We start from the raw sequence: 13,248 nt of genomic DNA on the forward strand, positions 1-13,248 counted from the left end.
TGTGGGAGCGGGCTTGCCCCGCGATGGGCTGCAAAGCAGCCCCGGTTCACGGTCTGTCAGGTAGCTCGATCACAAACCGCGTCCAACCATCCGCGCACTCTGCCCTGATGCTTCCCCCATGCGCCTGCACGATCGAGCGGGTGATCGCCAAGCCCAACCCTGCATGCTCGCTGCTGCCTTCCTGGCGGGCCGGGTCTGCCCGATAGAAACGGTCGAACAACCGCTCCAGCAAGGCTGGCGCAATTGCCGGCCCCTGATTGGCCACCAAGATGCGCAGCCCGGGCTCCAGCGTCACGCGGATCTCGCCTGCGGCAGGGGTGAAGCGCAGGGCGTTGTCCAGCAGGTTGGACAGGGCCCGGCGCAGCATGTGCCGGTCACCTTCGGTGTGCGCCGCCCCCTCGCGCAGCAGCCGCACCTCGGCGTCTTCGGCCAGCGGCGCGTAGTACTCCAGCAATGCATCCACCTCCGCCGCCAGGTCCAGTGGCTGGCGGCTGGGCATCAGCAGGCCGTGGTCGGCCTTGGCCAGGTAGAGCATGTCGTTGACCAGCTGGGCCATCCACTGCAGCTCTTCCAGATTGCCGTGCAACGCTTCGCGGTATTCCTCGAGGCTGCGCGGGCGGGTGAGGGTGACCTGGGTGTGGGTGAGCAGGTTGGACAGCGGCGTACGCAGCTCGTGGGCGATGTCGGCAGAGAACGCCGACAGGCGCTGGAAGGCGTCATCCAGACGCTGCAGCATGGCGTTGACCGTGGCGCCCAGCTCGGCCAGCTCTTCGGGCAACTGCGCCAGCGGCAGGCGCGTGGTCAGTGAGCGGGCGTTGACGCTGGCGGCCACCTTGCCCATCTGCCGCAGCGGCTTGAGCCCGCGGCGCGCGGCCCAGGCGCCGAGCAGCGCGGTGGCCAGCGCGGACAGGCCGACGGTGAGCCAGATCAGGCGCTGCATGCTCTGCAGGAAGTGTTGGTGATGGGTGATATCGAGGAAAAGGGTTAGCTGCGGGGCGCTTGGCTGGTGGTCTGCCAGCGCGGTGCTCAGGCTGCGGTAGTCGATGCCGCTGGTATGCAGGGTCGCAAGGCCCGCGTCGCGCGGTTCGTCCGGCAGGCCGGGACGGCTGTCGAACCAGGTTGTGCCGTCGGCGCCCCGCAAACGCAGGGCCAGCTCGGACTGGTGGCTCAGTTCGTCGCGCAACAGGGGCAGGCGTGAGCGCAGCTGCTCAGGCGTGGCCACACCCTCGAGCAGGCTGCGCATCAATGATAGCCGGCCGCTGAGCAACTGCTGGTCGAGTTCGACGAAGTGCTGTTCGCTGGCGCGGCTGAACAACAGCCCGGCGCCCAGCGAGACGCTGGCGGTGCAGGCGGCGAACAGCAGGGCCAGGCGGCCGCCGAGGGACAGGCGGCGCATCAGTCCTGGCGCTCTTCGAGCACATATCCCATGCCGCGCACGGTGTGGATCAGCTTGGTGGCGTGGCTGTCGTCGATCTTCAGACGCAGGCGGCGGATGGCCACTTCGATGACATTGGTGTCGCTGTCGAAATTCATGTCCCACACCTGGGATGCGATCAGCGACTTGGGCAGCACCTCGCCCTGGCGGCGCAGCAGCAGTTCGAGCAGGGCGAACTCCTTGGCTGTCAGGTCGATGCGTTGGCCCGAGCGTTCGGCGCGGCGGCGGATCAGGTCCAGGCGCAGGTCGGCGAGCATCAGGCAGGTGTCCTGGCTGGCGCTGGCGCCGCGGCGCAGCAGGCTGCGCACGCGGGCCAGCAGCTCGGAGAAGGCGAACGGCTTGACCAGGTAATCGTCGGCGCCCAGCTCCAGGCCGTGCACGCGGTCTTCGACGGCATCGCGGGCGGTGAGGAACAGCACCGGGGTGGCCAGGCCCGCCTGGCGCACCGCCTGGAGTATCTGCCAGCCATTGCGCCCGGGCAGCATCACGTCGAGGATCAGCAGATCGTGGTCGCCGGTCAGCGCCAGGTGCTGGCCAGTGTCGCCGTCACCGGCCAGCTCGGTGTTGAAACCGGCCTCGCTCAGGCCCTGGGCCAGGTATTGGCCGGTCTTGGCCTGGTCTTCGACGATCAGTAGTTTCATGGGTGTCCACAGTTCTGAAGGGTCTCTCGGGCCCTGTGGGAGCGGGTTTACCCGCGAATGCGTCGGTGCATTCACTGCAGCATTCGCGGGTAAACCCGCTCCCACAAAGACAGTGCTCGAAATCATACGTGACGATCCGCTGCCTCGCCCAAGCTGACAAAGTTGTAATCTTCCTGTCAGCCAGCTGCCAGCCGGCGCTTTCCAAAATGGCCTCATTCTCGCTGCAGTTACCGGAGTTAACATGAAGCACCTGTTCATCACCGCCGCCCTTGCGCTGGTCAGCCTGCCCACCTTCGCCGACGAAGCACAGCACTTTGCCTTCGGCGAACCGGCGCCGGCAGCCAAGGCCACCCGTACCGTCGAGGTCGTGCTCAAGGACATCGCCTTCGAGCCCAAGAGCCTCAAGGTCAAGGCCGGTGAAACGGTACGTTTCGTACTGATCAACGAAGGCAAGCTGCCCCACGAGTTCAACCTGGGTGACAAGGCCATGCATGCCGAGCACCAGAAAGAAATGGTGGCGATGCAGGGCAAGATCTTCACCGCCGGCATGAACCACGAGGGCATGGACCATGGCCAGATGGACCACGGCCAGATGAGCCAGGGCGGCCACGTGCACGGCGGCGGCAACACCGTGCTGGTGCAGCCCGGCCAGCGCGCCGAGCTGACCTGGACCTTCCGCAGCTCGGCGCCCATCGAGTTCGCCTGCAACGTACCTGGGCACTACCAGGCCGGCATGGTCGGCCCGTTGACCATCGAGTAGCTTGCGCTCCAAGGCGGGGTGTAAAACCGGTAGACTAGGGGCATTTTCGAACCTTCAGGTCAGTTTCCATGCATCCCGCTGCCGAACACTCCCCGCTGGGCAAGTCCAGCGAATACATCGCCACCTACACCCCCGAGCTGCTGTTCCCCATTCCGCGCCTGGCCAAGTGGGCCGAGCTTGGTGTCAGCGGCGACGCCCTGCCGTGGCAGGGCGTGGATTTCTGGAACTGCTTCGAGCTGTCCTGGCTGCTGCCGTCGGGCAAACCGGTGGTGGCCATCGCCGAGTTCGCCATTCCCTGCGACTCGCCGAACATCATCGAATCGAAGTCGTTCAAGCTGTACCTCAACTCGCTGAACCAGACCGTGTTCGCGTCGCTGGCCGAGCTGCAGGCCTGCCTTGAGAAAGACCTGTCCGGTGCCGCCGGCAAGCCGGTGCTGGTCAAGGTGCGCACCCTGGCCGAGGTCGAAGCGCAAGGTGTGACCGCCTTGCCGGGCCAATGCATCGATGCGCTGGATATCACCATCAGCAACTACGAACAGCCACAGCCCGAGTTGCTGCGCTGCTCCGCAGAGCGTGTGGTGGAAGAGACCGTGCACAGCCACCTGCTCAAGTCCAACTGCCCGGTGACCGGCCAGCCGGACTGGGGCAGTGTGGTGGTGGAGTACAAGGGGCGGGCGCTGGATCACGCCAGCTTGCTGACCTATCTGATCAGCTTCCGCCAGCATGCCGATTTCCATGAGCAGTGCGTGGAGCGCATCTACCTGGATTTGAAGAAGCTGCTGCAGCCGGAGCACCTGACCGTGTATGCGCGGTATGTGCGCCGGGGTGGGCTGGACATCAACCCTTACCGCAGCACGCGGGCGATCAGCCCGCAGAACCTGCGCTTGGTTCGTCAGTAAATCGGGGCCGCGCTGCGGCCCATCGCGGGCAAGCCCGCTCCCACATGTATCGCGCACCTTCACGGCCTGCGCTGTACCTGTGGGAGCGGGCTTGCCCGCGATGGGCTGCAACGCAGCCCCGATCGATTTGAGGGGTCAGATCCCCATGCTGTGCAACGAATTGACGATGCTGCGCAAGGTGGCGGTCAGGTCGGGATGGTCGGCCTCGAAGCGCTCGATGGCGAGGTTCACGCCATCCACCAAGTTGTTGTCCGGCGTGGCTTCCTCGAGTTTCAGTTGAGCCTCGATCTGCCGGGCTTCTTCATGCAGGTTGGCCAGCTCTTCTTCCGAAAGCGGCACGTTGCGGTCCAGTTGCTCGCGCAGGCTGTTGAGGCGCTCTTGCAGTTCGCGGGCAGGCATTGTTCGTTCTCCATCAATGGCTTGGCAAGGCATGGACCTCGGCGCAATGGTAAAGGTTCGTGCCTGACCTCTAGCGTAATCCACCTGCCGGTGCTTTGCATGACCCGTATCAACGCGGATGTGTCAGGGCTTCTCGCCCTTGTGTCGGCGTAGGGCGATGTCCGACAGGCAGGTGTCGAGGGACTCCAGATGGTCGATGACCGAATGCACGCCCAGGCCGAACAGCTCGAGCGTGGCCTTGCCGCGGGCACGCTCCTGCTCCTGTTGGGTCATGGCCTGCCACTGGCTTGAGGCCTGGTCGCAGGACGGGCTGCAGGCGGCCAGGCCGACGGTCCACAACCCGGCGTTCAGGCCCGACTGCAGCAGCAGCGGTTCGCCACTGATCAGCACGCAGCCGTCCAGTCGCTGGCTTTCGAGGGCCATCAGGGCGTGCCAGCAGGCATCGGGCGCCGGCCATTTGCAGCCGTTGCCGGGCAGGCCCGGCAGCCAGTCAGGGAGTACGCGGGTCAGCTGTTTGCTCGCGCTGGGGCTGACCTCGTCGAGCCAGATGCAGGGCACTTGCCGGGCGCGCAGACTGGCCAGCAAGGCCAGGGCGCCGGGGGCGGGCAGGGGGCTGCCGTTGCTGGCCTGGACCAGGCAGCCACGCAGGCCGAACAGCACGGCAGTAAAGGCGGGTGCGTCTTGCATGGCAACTTCCCTGAAATACCCTGCAGGCTATCGGGCGTTTGTTACCGTGCGATGACTGCAACAGTTGTTCACAAAATGTTGAGCAAATATATGTAAAGCTGTTTATCAGCCAGCGAGCCATTATACTGGCGCCTTGTTCGCAGCGCGCCGAGGGCCGTTGCCGCCGTGAAATCCGATGGAGAAACATCTATGCGTAGGATCGGTGCCGGAGTGATCGAGCGACTCACCCAGGCCTGTGTCTGCGCCAGCCTGTTGCTGGCGCCCGTGGCAGCCACCCAGGCGGCCACCGAGGACGACCCGTGGGAGACGGTCAACCGACCGATCTTCAAGTTCAACGATGTGCTGGATACCTACGCCCTCAAGCCCCTGGCCCAGGGTTACCAGGCCGTCACCCCGCAGTTCCTCGAAGATGGCATCCACAACATCTTCCGCAACCTGGGTGATGTGACCAACCTGGCCAACAACGTGCTGCAACTCAAGCCGCGTGCGGCGGGCATCGACACGGCTCGTTTGATCGTCAACACCACCTTCGGCCTGGGCGGCTTCTTCGATGTCGGCACCAAGATGGGCCTGCAGCGCAGCGACGAAGACTTCGGCCAGACCCTCGGTTACTGGGGCGTGCCCAGCGGCCCCTACGTGGTCATCCCGCTGCTCGGCCCAAGCACCGTGCGTGACGGCCTGGCCAAGTACCCGGACACCTACACCGAACCCTACCGCTATATCGACCACGTGCCGACGCGCAACTCGATCTTCGCGCTGGACGTGATCGATACCCGCGCCAGCCTGTTGCCTGCCGAGAAGCTGATTCAGGGTGACAAGTACATCTTCATCCGCAACGCCTACCTGCAGAACCGTGAGTTCAAGGTCAAGGACGGCGAAGTCGAAGACGACTTCTAAGCCTTGTCGATGTGAAAAAGGCGACCTTTGGGTTAATGCCAGTCAGTTAGTTGGGGCTGCTTTGCAGCCCTTCGCGGGTAAACCCGCTCCCACAGGATCGCGCAAAGTCTGAATCGAGCGCTGTACTTGTGGGAGCGGGTTTACCCGCGAAGGGTCGCGTAGCGACCCCAATTGGCTCAACTGGCATTGCCCCATGACCCGCCTTTGCTCCCTCCACGCCGTCCGCCGCGCCCTGCGCCCGGGCGGTGTGCACCTGCTCTGGCTGCGCTACCAGCCGCCCTATCACTGGCCCTCGACCCAGGCGTTCCTGGCTGCGCGCTGCATCCCCGGTATCGAAACCTTCATAGATGGCGTGTACCGGCGCAGTTTCGTCCATTGCGGGCGGCAGGGCGTGCTGGAAGCGACCCCGGTAGCAGGCCCCTGGCTGCAGGTACGTCTGCATCACGTAGCGCCGGCGCTGTTGCCGGGGTTGATCGCACGCCTGCGCCGGGTCTACGACCTGGATGCGTGTCCTGCACAAATCGTCGCCGGGCTGGCCGGTGATGCGCTGATGGCCGGGCTGCTCGCCGCGCGCCCCGGTTTGCGAGTACCCCAGGGCTGGGATGCGTTCGAACAGGCCATGCGCACGGTGCTCGGCCAGCAGATCAGCGTGGCCGGGGCGATGACTTTGGCCGGGCGCCTGGTGGCGCGGCATGGGGCGTTGCTGCAGGTGAAGGCGGCGGCGCTGAGCCATGTATTTCCATCGGCCATGGCCGTGGCAGCGGCTGAACTCGAAGGGCTGGGTATGCCACGGGCGCGGGCGGCAACCCTCGGCACCCTGGCCAGGGCGTTGCTCGAGCAGCCTAACCTGCTGCACCCTGGGCAAACCCTGGACGCGGTGCTCGCACGTTTGTGCAGCTTGAAGGGCATCGGCCCGTGGAGTGCCCACTACCTGGCCCTGCGCCAGGTGGGGGCCAAAGATGCTTTGCCGTTGGGCGATGTGGCACTGGTCAAGGCCCTGCGCCTGCTGGAGGGGCCGCAGGCGCTGCTGGCCGAGCGGGCCTTGGCCTGGCGGCCATGGCGCGCTTATGCGGCGCAGCACCTGTGGGCATCGTTGGCGCTCACTGGCCCGACTGGCGCCAGCTGACTTCGCTGATGCCGTAGCGCTCGGCCATCGGCCGGCTGACTTTGCGGATCTTCTCGCGGTCGTAGCGACCGATACGACCCACACCGGCATCGCAACTGGCCCAGTGCCAGGCCTCGGCGTTGTCCATCCGCTCGGCGCGGATGATGAACGTCTTGTGCTGGCCGTGCAGTGCGTAGTCGATCACGTAGAGTTTGGCGTCGATCATCGGGGTTCCTTTGGTCAAGCGGGTCCATGCCTGATTGTGGGAGCCGCCCCAGGGCGGAAAAGTTTTACCCGATGCGGGTGACTGGGGACGAACGGTCATGTGCCTGCCATCTGTCGCCAAGTTGCCGTCAATGATCGAACCCTGCCTGCAGGGTGGTTTTCTTCCACTAAGGTGCTAGAGGATCTTGCGCGTCATCATTGCCCGGGTGAATGGACCAACCCCAGGGCATGGGCAATATCAATTGGCACTGCGCCGGTTTACGGCGTAACCACACACAACAGGCCATCCAGCATAGAGAGGGTCGTACCATGTCGTTGATAGGCGTTTCGATGCTTGAGATGCGGCAAATGATCGAACAGGGCTGCCTGCCCGATCACTGTGAGGTGAGCTGCCCGGACGGCGAACACCTCACCATCCGCCTGAGCCAGGGCGACAACCTGGGAGAGTGCTTCACCACCGAGGTGTCGGTGGCCAGCCTCAACAGTTGCCGTGACCTGGTGGCGCTGGTGGCGCAGCTCAAACAGCACCACCACGCGCAAGCGCAGACGTTCAAGGCTATCGCCTGAGGGCGTCGTGCCCGGTCGGCCCAGGTGTGCTGACCGGGCGCTGTTCAGGCGGTTTCGCCGCCATTGAACAACGCCTTATTGCAACTCGAGCAGCAGATTCAACCCACCATCACCGCACCGACCTTGCTCGCGGACCACGCCGCGGTAGTTGCGGCCATCCCAGACAAACGCCACGCTGTGGGCGCGCTCGACCTTGTCCGGCAGCGGCGGGCAGATATGCAGGCGCAACGCAGGGCGGCCTTGCAGGGTGAGGGCGGCGAGTTGTGCCTGGCATTCGACGCTCGAGGCCACCGGGCCGAACAGGGTGTCGCGGACATAATCCAGTTGCAGGCAGGCATTGGGTGCGCGGCAGGGCATCTTCATGGCGCTGCGGGAGAGCAAGTGAGCATGGCAGGGCTCCTGGCGAAAGATGGCGAGGCATCAAACGTTGGAGGCCAGAAAGGGGGCGATGTTCAAACCATGACGAGGGAAATTTTGCCGTTGTCGATCCCTCTGTGGGAGCGGGTTTACCGGAGTGCCGGACCACCGCGAAGCAGGCGGCGCGGTGGATGGCACCGGCTGCGCCGGTGTTCGCGGGCAAGCCCGCTCCCACAGGGACTGCGCCAGATTTTAGATTTGATGCAAGACAGTTGCTCCTACACAGTCGCGTTTCAGCCCTCGGCGAACTGGCGCAGGCGTTCGCCGTCCAGGCGATAGCGAATCCACTCATCCTGCGGCTCGGCGCCCAGCGACTGGTAAAAGCCGATCGCCGGCTCGTTCCAGTCCAGTACGCTCCATTCAAGACGCCCGCAGTTGTTTGCCAGCGCCTCCCGGGCAATGTGGCGCAGCAGCGTGCGCCCGGCGCCGTCACCGCGTTGCTGTGGGGTGACGTACAGGTCTTCGAGATAGATGCCGTTGCGCCCCAGCCAGGTGGAGTAGCTGTAGAAGTACACGGCAAAACCGATGGCCTGGCCTTCGCGCTCGCAGATCAGGCTGCGCACGGTGCTGCCTTCATCGAACAGGCTGTGCTCGATATCGGCGAGGCTGGCCACCACTTCGTGGCGGGCGCGCTCGTAGTCGGCCAGCTCGGTGATGAAGGCGAGGATTTGCGCGGCATCGCTGCGCACGGCAGGGCGAATGGTCAGGCTCATGGTTGGGCTTCCTTGTGTATGGGCTGTCGCCATCGTACTGGCCCGTTGGCACAGAAGCGATACGACCAGTTCAGTAGAGTGTATTCATGCAATTTTACTTAACTGTACCGGTTAGCCGCTGCACGGCTCCGTTACTGTGTGGCAATACATAACGAGAAACCCGGAAGACTGCCGCCATGCTTGCCTCGCTCGACCTGCTCACTGCCTTCGTGCTGTTCGCCTTTGTATCCTCCATCACCCCCGGCCCCAACAACACCATGTTGCTGGCCTCGGGGGTCAACTTCGGTGTGCGCCGCAGCATCCCCCATGCGCTGGGCATCAGCATCGGCTTCGCGGTGATGGTGCTGGCGGTGGGCCTGGGGCTGGGCGAGGTGTTCAAGGCATGGCCGCCGCTGTACAGCATCCTGCGCTATGCCGGCGCCGCCTACTTGCTGTACCTGGCGTGGAAGATCGCTACCTCCGGGCCGATGTCCGGTGACACTGCCGGCAGCCGCAAGCCCCTGGGTTTCTGGGGCGCAGCAGCCTTTCAATGGGTCAACCCCAAGGCCTGGGTGATGGCGGTGGGGGCGATCACCACCTACACCCCGGCCCAAGGCTATGTGTTCAATGTGATCGTCATCGCCGCCGTGTTCGGCCTGGTCAACCTGCCCAGCGTCGGGGTCTGGGTGATGTTCGGCAGTGCCTTGCGCAACCTGTTGCGCAATCCGCGTGCGGTGGTGCTGTTCAATGTCCTGATGGCCGTGCTGTTGGTGATTTCGCTGTATCCGCTGTTGTTTGTAGAATCGTCGTTTTCCTAGAACCGACGAGTGCAGTAAATAGATGGAGTTGATTCCCTGGTCCCATGAGTGCGCCGAAGGCTTCACCCTGCGCGGCTGGCGCATGCCGCCCAGTGGCCGGCCTTTGCTGCATTTCCTGCACGGCAACGGCTTCTGCTGCCTGGCCTACCAGCCCATGCTGCTGCGCCTGGCGGAGCACTTCGACCTGTGGCTGAGCGATGTACAGGGCCATGGCGACAGTGATCACGGCGGCAACTTCGTTGGCTGGAACCGCACGGCGGCGCTGGCGGTGGAAGCGTTCGAGGCAGGGCGTGGCGAATACGGCGACGTGCCTCGCTTTGCCGTCGGCCACAGTTTCGGCGGCGTGCTCACCGGCCTGATCCTGGCCGACCAACCGCAACTGTTCCAGCGCGCGGTGCTGCTCGACCCGGTGCTGTTCAGCCGGCGCATGCTGGGGGTGATGGGCGCCGCCGCGCTGGTCGGCCTGCACCGGCGTCACGCCCTGGCGCGCAAGGCCGCGACCCGCCGCAGCCACTGGCCGGATCGTCAGGCCGCGCTGGCCGCGCTGCAGGGGCGCGGCATCTTCAAGGGCTGGAGCGAAACCGCGCTGCACGCCTATGTGGAGCATGCCATCGGCGATTGCGGCGAAGGCGTGGTGCTCAAGTGCCGGCCCAGCCGCGAGGTGGAGATCTTCAGTTCGTTCCCGGCGCGCATGTGGCAGCAACTGCTGGCCATCCACACCCCCACACGCATCCTCTACGGTGAACACACTTATCCGTTCGTGCCCCACTCGGTGCAGCGCCTGGCCAGGCTGAACAATCAGGTGAGTGCGCAGCAGGTGGCGGGTGGGCATTGCTTCATGCAGGAAGACCCGGCAGCGGCGGCGGAGCAGGTCGTGGCGTTTCTAGGGGGCTGATGGCCGGCTTGTCGCTGGGTAGTGGTGTCCATTTCGCGACGATAGGTTGCCGATTCACGCGCGAACGACAAGCGCAGATTCCTTACGCTGGCGCTCCCCCAAAACGGATGGAGCCCAATCATGAACCAGGCGGTCAGCCCAGACTCACAACAGGTCCTCGAACGGCAGCAGCGGCGGCAACGCTGGCTGCGCCTGGGCCTGTGCGGCGGCCTGGGGCTGGCGGTACTCGGCTACGGCGCGTACTGGTGGCTGGATGCACGTTTTCTGCAGCAGACCGACGACGCCTATGTGCGCGCCGACTGGGCGCCGGTCAGTGCCCGGGTCAGTGGCTACGTGGCCGATGTGCTGGTGGCCGACAACGCGCAGGTCAAGGCCGGCGACCTGCTGGTGCGCCTGGACCCGCGCGACTTTCGCGAGCGCCTGCGCCAGGCGCAAGCACGCCTGGCGGTGAGCGAGGCGGCGGTGCAGGTGCAGCGCATGCGCCTGCACACCTTCGCCGCTGAACAGGACGAGCAGGTACAGGTGATCGCCCGTGCCGCCGCCGAACAGCTCGGTAGCCGCGGCGAGGCCCAGCGTGCCGAGGCCGACTGGCAGCGCTACCAGCGCCTGGCCGCGTCCCAGGCGGTCAGTGTGCAACGCACCGAGCAGGCCCGCGCCACGCGTATCCAGGCCAGCGCGCTGCAGCACGCAGCCGCAGCCGAGCTGGCCCGCCAGCATGCGCGCAAGGCCGTGCTGGCCCAGCAGGGCCGGCAGTTGCAGGCCGAATTGCAGCAGCGCCAGGCCGACCTGGAACAGGCCCGCGCCGAAGCGGCCCTGGCCCGTAGCGCACTGGCCGATACCGAGATCCGCGCCCCCTTCGATGGCGTGGTCGGCCAGCGCAAGGTGCGCCAGCAGCAGTACGTCACCCCCGGGCTGCCACTGCTGGCGGTGGTGCCGGTGGCGCAGGCCTATGTGGTGGCCAACTTCAAGGAAACCCAACTGGCGCGGCTGCGCCCCGGGCAGGCGGTCAACCTCGAAATCGATACCTTCGGCCAGCACTGGCGTGGCACGGTCGACAGTGTTTCGCCTGGCTCGGGCGCGGTATTCGCGCTGCTGCCACCGGACAATGCCACCGGTAACTTCACCAAGATCGTCCAGCGCTTCCCGGTGCGCATACAGCTTGAGCCGCCGCCGGGCGATGCCCCGCGGCTGCTGCCGGGCATGTCGGTAATTGCCACGGTGGATACCCGATGAGCGCTGACGAAAAAGTTTCCCTGCGCGCTTGGGTGGCAGTCGTCGGCGGCCTGTTTGGCTGCTTCATGGCCGGCATGAACGTGCATGTCACCAGCGCTGCGTTGCCGGAAATCGAGGGGGCGCTGGGGGCCAGCTTCGAGGAAGGTTCGTGGATTTCCACCGCCTACCTGGTGGCCGAGATCAGCATGATCCCGCTGACCGCCTGGCTGGTGCAGGTGTTTTCGCTGCGCCGGGTGATGCTGGTGGGCTCAATGGTGTTCCTGGCCAGTTCGGTCAGCTGCGCCCTGGCCCCAAGCCTTGCGGCAATGATCAGCTTGCGGGTGATCCAGGGAGCCTCCGGCGCGGTGCTGATCCCGCTGTCGATGCAACTGATCATCACCGAACTGCCGGCCAGCCGCCTGCCCCTGGGCATGGCGCTGTTCAGCCTGGCCAACAGCGTGGCCCAGGCCGCCGGGCCATCGATCGGCGGCTGGCTTACCGACCTGTACTCCTGGCGCTGGATCTTCCTGTTGCAATTGCCGCCGGGTATCGCCCTGCTGGCGGCGGTGGCCTGGTCGATCAGGCGCCAGGCCGGCGATCACGGCGCGTTGCGCAAGGCCGACTGGCTCGGTATCGCCGCCATGGCACTGGGCCTGGGCGCACTGCAGATCGTGCTGGAGGAGGGCGGGCGCAAGGACTGGTTCGATTCGCCCTTCATCATCACCTTCAGCCTGGTCGCCGGGTGCGCGTTGGCGCTATTCATTCAGCGCCAGCTTTGGGGTGGGCGTGCGTTCATCAACCTGCGGCTGTTGGGCAGCTACAACTTCGGTGTCGCCAGCCTGGCCATGGCGGTGTTCGGTGCGGCGACCTTCGGCCTGGTGTTCCTGGTGCCCAACTACCTGTCGCTGGTGCAGGGCTACAGTGCCAGCGAGATCGGCAAGAGCCTGATCGCCTATGGCCTGGTGCAGTTGCTGCTGGCGCCGCTGCTGCCGCGCCTGATGCGCTGGCTCAACGCCAAGCTGCTGGTGGCCGGCGGTTTCGCCATCATGGCCCTGGGCTGCTGGCTGGGCGCGCAACTGACGGTGGATGCGGGCAGCAATGTGATCATTCCCTCCACCGTGGTGCGCGGCATCGGCCAGCCGCTGATCATGGTGGCGCTGTCGGTACTGGCGGTCAAAGGCCTGGACAAGGCCCAGGCCGGCTCGGCCTCGGCGTTGATCTCGATGCTGCGCAACCTGGGTGGCGCCTTGGGCACGGCCTTGTTGACGCAACTGGTGTCGCAGCGCGAGCGCTTCCATTCGGTGCGCATCGGCGAGGGGCTGACGCTGTTCGACGGCGCGTTGCAGCAGCGGCTGCCGGGCGGGATGGTCGACCCGCAGTCGCCCGAGGTGATGCAAACCCTGGCGCTGATCGACCGCAGCGTACGCGAGCAGGCGTACCTGATGGCTTACTCGGATGCGTTCTTCCTGGCTTGCGTGGCGTTGCTGGGGTGCGCGCTGGCGGCGTTGCTGTTGCGCAGCCGTTGACAGCTCGTTTACCCATCCAGTGAATTTTCCCTGGCAGCCTGCGACTATGGACATTCCCTGACTGCGGAACACC

General features: G+C 65.4%; 16 protein-coding genes. 9 read left to right on the plus strand and 7 right to left on the minus strand.

Annotation, left to right across the window (positions count from 1 at the left end; genetic code table 11):
• Positions 1 to 46: 46 nt before the first annotated feature.
• Positions 47 to 1,399, minus strand: a complete 1,353-nt coding sequence (locus RTH46_RS12025; protein WP_153785183.1) for a heavy metal sensor histidine kinase — start codon at positions 1,397 to 1,399, stop codon at positions 47 to 49.
• On the minus strand, positions 1,396 to 2,076 hold the full coding sequence (locus tag RTH46_RS12030) for a heavy metal response regulator transcription factor (RefSeq protein WP_125463384.1): 681 nt from the start codon (positions 2,074 to 2,076) through the stop codon (positions 1,396 to 1,398). Before RTH46_RS12030 ends, RTH46_RS12025 begins: the two co-directional genes overlap by 4 nt.
• Before the next feature lie 241 nt (positions 2,077 to 2,317).
• Here RTH46_RS12030 and RTH46_RS12035 point away from each other — a divergent pair, with 241 nt between their 5' ends.
• Positions 2,318 to 2,836 (plus strand): cupredoxin family protein, encoded by a 519-nt coding sequence (locus RTH46_RS12035; RefSeq protein ID WP_316905763.1) that lies wholly within the window; start codon positions 2,318 to 2,320, stop codon positions 2,834 to 2,836.
• A 68-nt stretch (positions 2,837 to 2,904) separates the two neighbouring features.
• Positions 2,905 to 3,735: an NADPH-dependent 7-cyano-7-deazaguanine reductase QueF gene (queF, locus tag RTH46_RS12040; protein ID WP_153785116.1), complete on the plus strand. Its 831-nt coding sequence runs from the start codon at positions 2,905 to 2,907 to the stop codon at positions 3,733 to 3,735.
• Between the two features lie 135 nt (positions 3,736 to 3,870).
• On the opposite strand, the gene RTH46_RS12045 is transcribed toward queF, so the two are convergent.
• Positions 3,871 to 4,134, minus strand: coding sequence for a DUF4404 family protein (locus tag RTH46_RS12045; RefSeq protein ID WP_153785115.1), 264 nt, complete (start codon positions 4,132 to 4,134; stop codon positions 3,871 to 3,873).
• A 123-nt stretch (positions 4,135 to 4,257) separates the two neighbouring features.
• Positions 4,258 to 4,821: a phosphonoacetaldehyde phosphonohydrolase-related protein gene (locus tag RTH46_RS12050; protein WP_153785114.1), complete on the minus strand. Its 564-nt coding sequence runs from the start codon at positions 4,819 to 4,821 to the stop codon at positions 4,258 to 4,260.
• A gap of 189 nt (positions 4,822 to 5,010) precedes the next feature.
• On the opposite strand from RTH46_RS12050, the gene RTH46_RS12055 reads away from it, so the two are divergent.
• Entirely contained in the window at positions 5,011 to 5,718 is a 708-nt protein-coding gene (locus RTH46_RS12055) for a VacJ family lipoprotein (RefSeq protein WP_110993522.1), read from the plus strand.
• Between the two features lie 193 nt (positions 5,719 to 5,911).
• Positions 5,912 to 6,844, plus strand: coding sequence for a DNA-3-methyladenine glycosylase family protein (locus tag RTH46_RS12060; RefSeq protein WP_316905764.1), 933 nt, complete (start codon positions 5,912 to 5,914; stop codon positions 6,842 to 6,844).
• Here RTH46_RS12060 and RTH46_RS12065 read toward each other — a convergent pair.
• Positions 6,819 to 7,049 (minus strand): DUF6555 family protein, encoded by a 231-nt coding sequence (locus RTH46_RS12065; protein ID WP_110995934.1) that lies wholly within the window; start codon positions 7,047 to 7,049, stop codon positions 6,819 to 6,821. The two genes, RTH46_RS12060 and RTH46_RS12065, sit on opposite strands and share 26 nt — an antisense overlap.
• Positions 7,050 to 7,357: 308 nt before the next feature.
• Between RTH46_RS12065 and RTH46_RS12070 the strand changes: the two genes are divergently transcribed.
• Positions 7,358 to 7,615 carry a DUF1652 domain-containing protein gene (locus RTH46_RS12070; protein WP_125463799.1) on the plus strand — a complete coding sequence of 86 codons (258 nt, stop codon included), beginning with the start codon at positions 7,358 to 7,360 and terminating at the stop codon, positions 7,613 to 7,615.
• Positions 7,616 to 7,690: 75 nt separating this feature from the next.
• Here RTH46_RS12070 and RTH46_RS12075 read toward each other — a convergent pair whose 3' ends face one another.
• Both RTH46_RS12075 and RTH46_RS12080 read right to left on the minus strand, forming a co-directional pair.
• Positions 7,691 to 7,978 (minus strand): hypothetical protein, encoded by a 288-nt coding sequence (locus RTH46_RS12075; protein ID WP_153785929.1) that lies wholly within the window; start codon positions 7,976 to 7,978, stop codon positions 7,691 to 7,693.
• A 287-nt stretch (positions 7,979 to 8,265) separates the two neighbouring features.
• Positions 8,266 to 8,745 carry a GNAT family N-acetyltransferase gene (locus RTH46_RS12080; protein ID WP_316905765.1) on the minus strand — a complete coding sequence of 160 codons (480 nt, stop codon included), beginning with the start codon at positions 8,743 to 8,745 and terminating at the stop codon, positions 8,266 to 8,268.
• A gap of 176 nt (positions 8,746 to 8,921) precedes the next feature.
• Here RTH46_RS12080 and RTH46_RS12085 point away from each other — a divergent pair, with 176 nt between their 5' ends.
• The 4 genes from RTH46_RS12085 to RTH46_RS12100 all read left to right on the plus strand — a co-directional run bounded on the left by RTH46_RS12085 (position 8,922) and on the right by RTH46_RS12100 (position 13,175).
• On the plus strand, positions 8,922 to 9,542 hold the full coding sequence (locus tag RTH46_RS12085) for a LysE family translocator (protein ID WP_279848327.1): 621 nt from the start codon (positions 8,922 to 8,924) through the stop codon (positions 9,540 to 9,542).
• A gap of 22 nt (positions 9,543 to 9,564) precedes the next feature.
• Positions 9,565 to 10,437, plus strand: a complete 873-nt coding sequence (locus RTH46_RS12090; RefSeq protein WP_153789234.1) for an alpha/beta fold hydrolase — start codon at positions 9,565 to 9,567, stop codon at positions 10,435 to 10,437.
• A gap of 120 nt (positions 10,438 to 10,557) precedes the next feature.
• Complete coding sequence (locus RTH46_RS12095) at positions 10,558 to 11,670, plus strand: HlyD family efflux transporter periplasmic adaptor subunit (protein WP_410478566.1); 1,113 nt, start codon at positions 10,558 to 10,560, stop codon at positions 11,668 to 11,670.
• Complete coding sequence (locus tag RTH46_RS12100; RefSeq protein WP_410478567.1) at positions 11,667 to 13,175, plus strand: MDR family MFS transporter; 1,509 nt, start codon at positions 11,667 to 11,669, stop codon at positions 13,173 to 13,175. Before RTH46_RS12095 ends, RTH46_RS12100 begins: the two co-directional genes overlap by 4 nt.
• Positions 13,176 to 13,248 lie beyond the last annotated feature (73 nt).

The organism is Pseudomonas sp. zfem004 (genome assembly GCF_032621715.1).
GTDB lineage: Bacteria > Pseudomonadota > Gammaproteobacteria > Pseudomonadales > Pseudomonadaceae > Aquipseudomonas > Aquipseudomonas sichuanensis.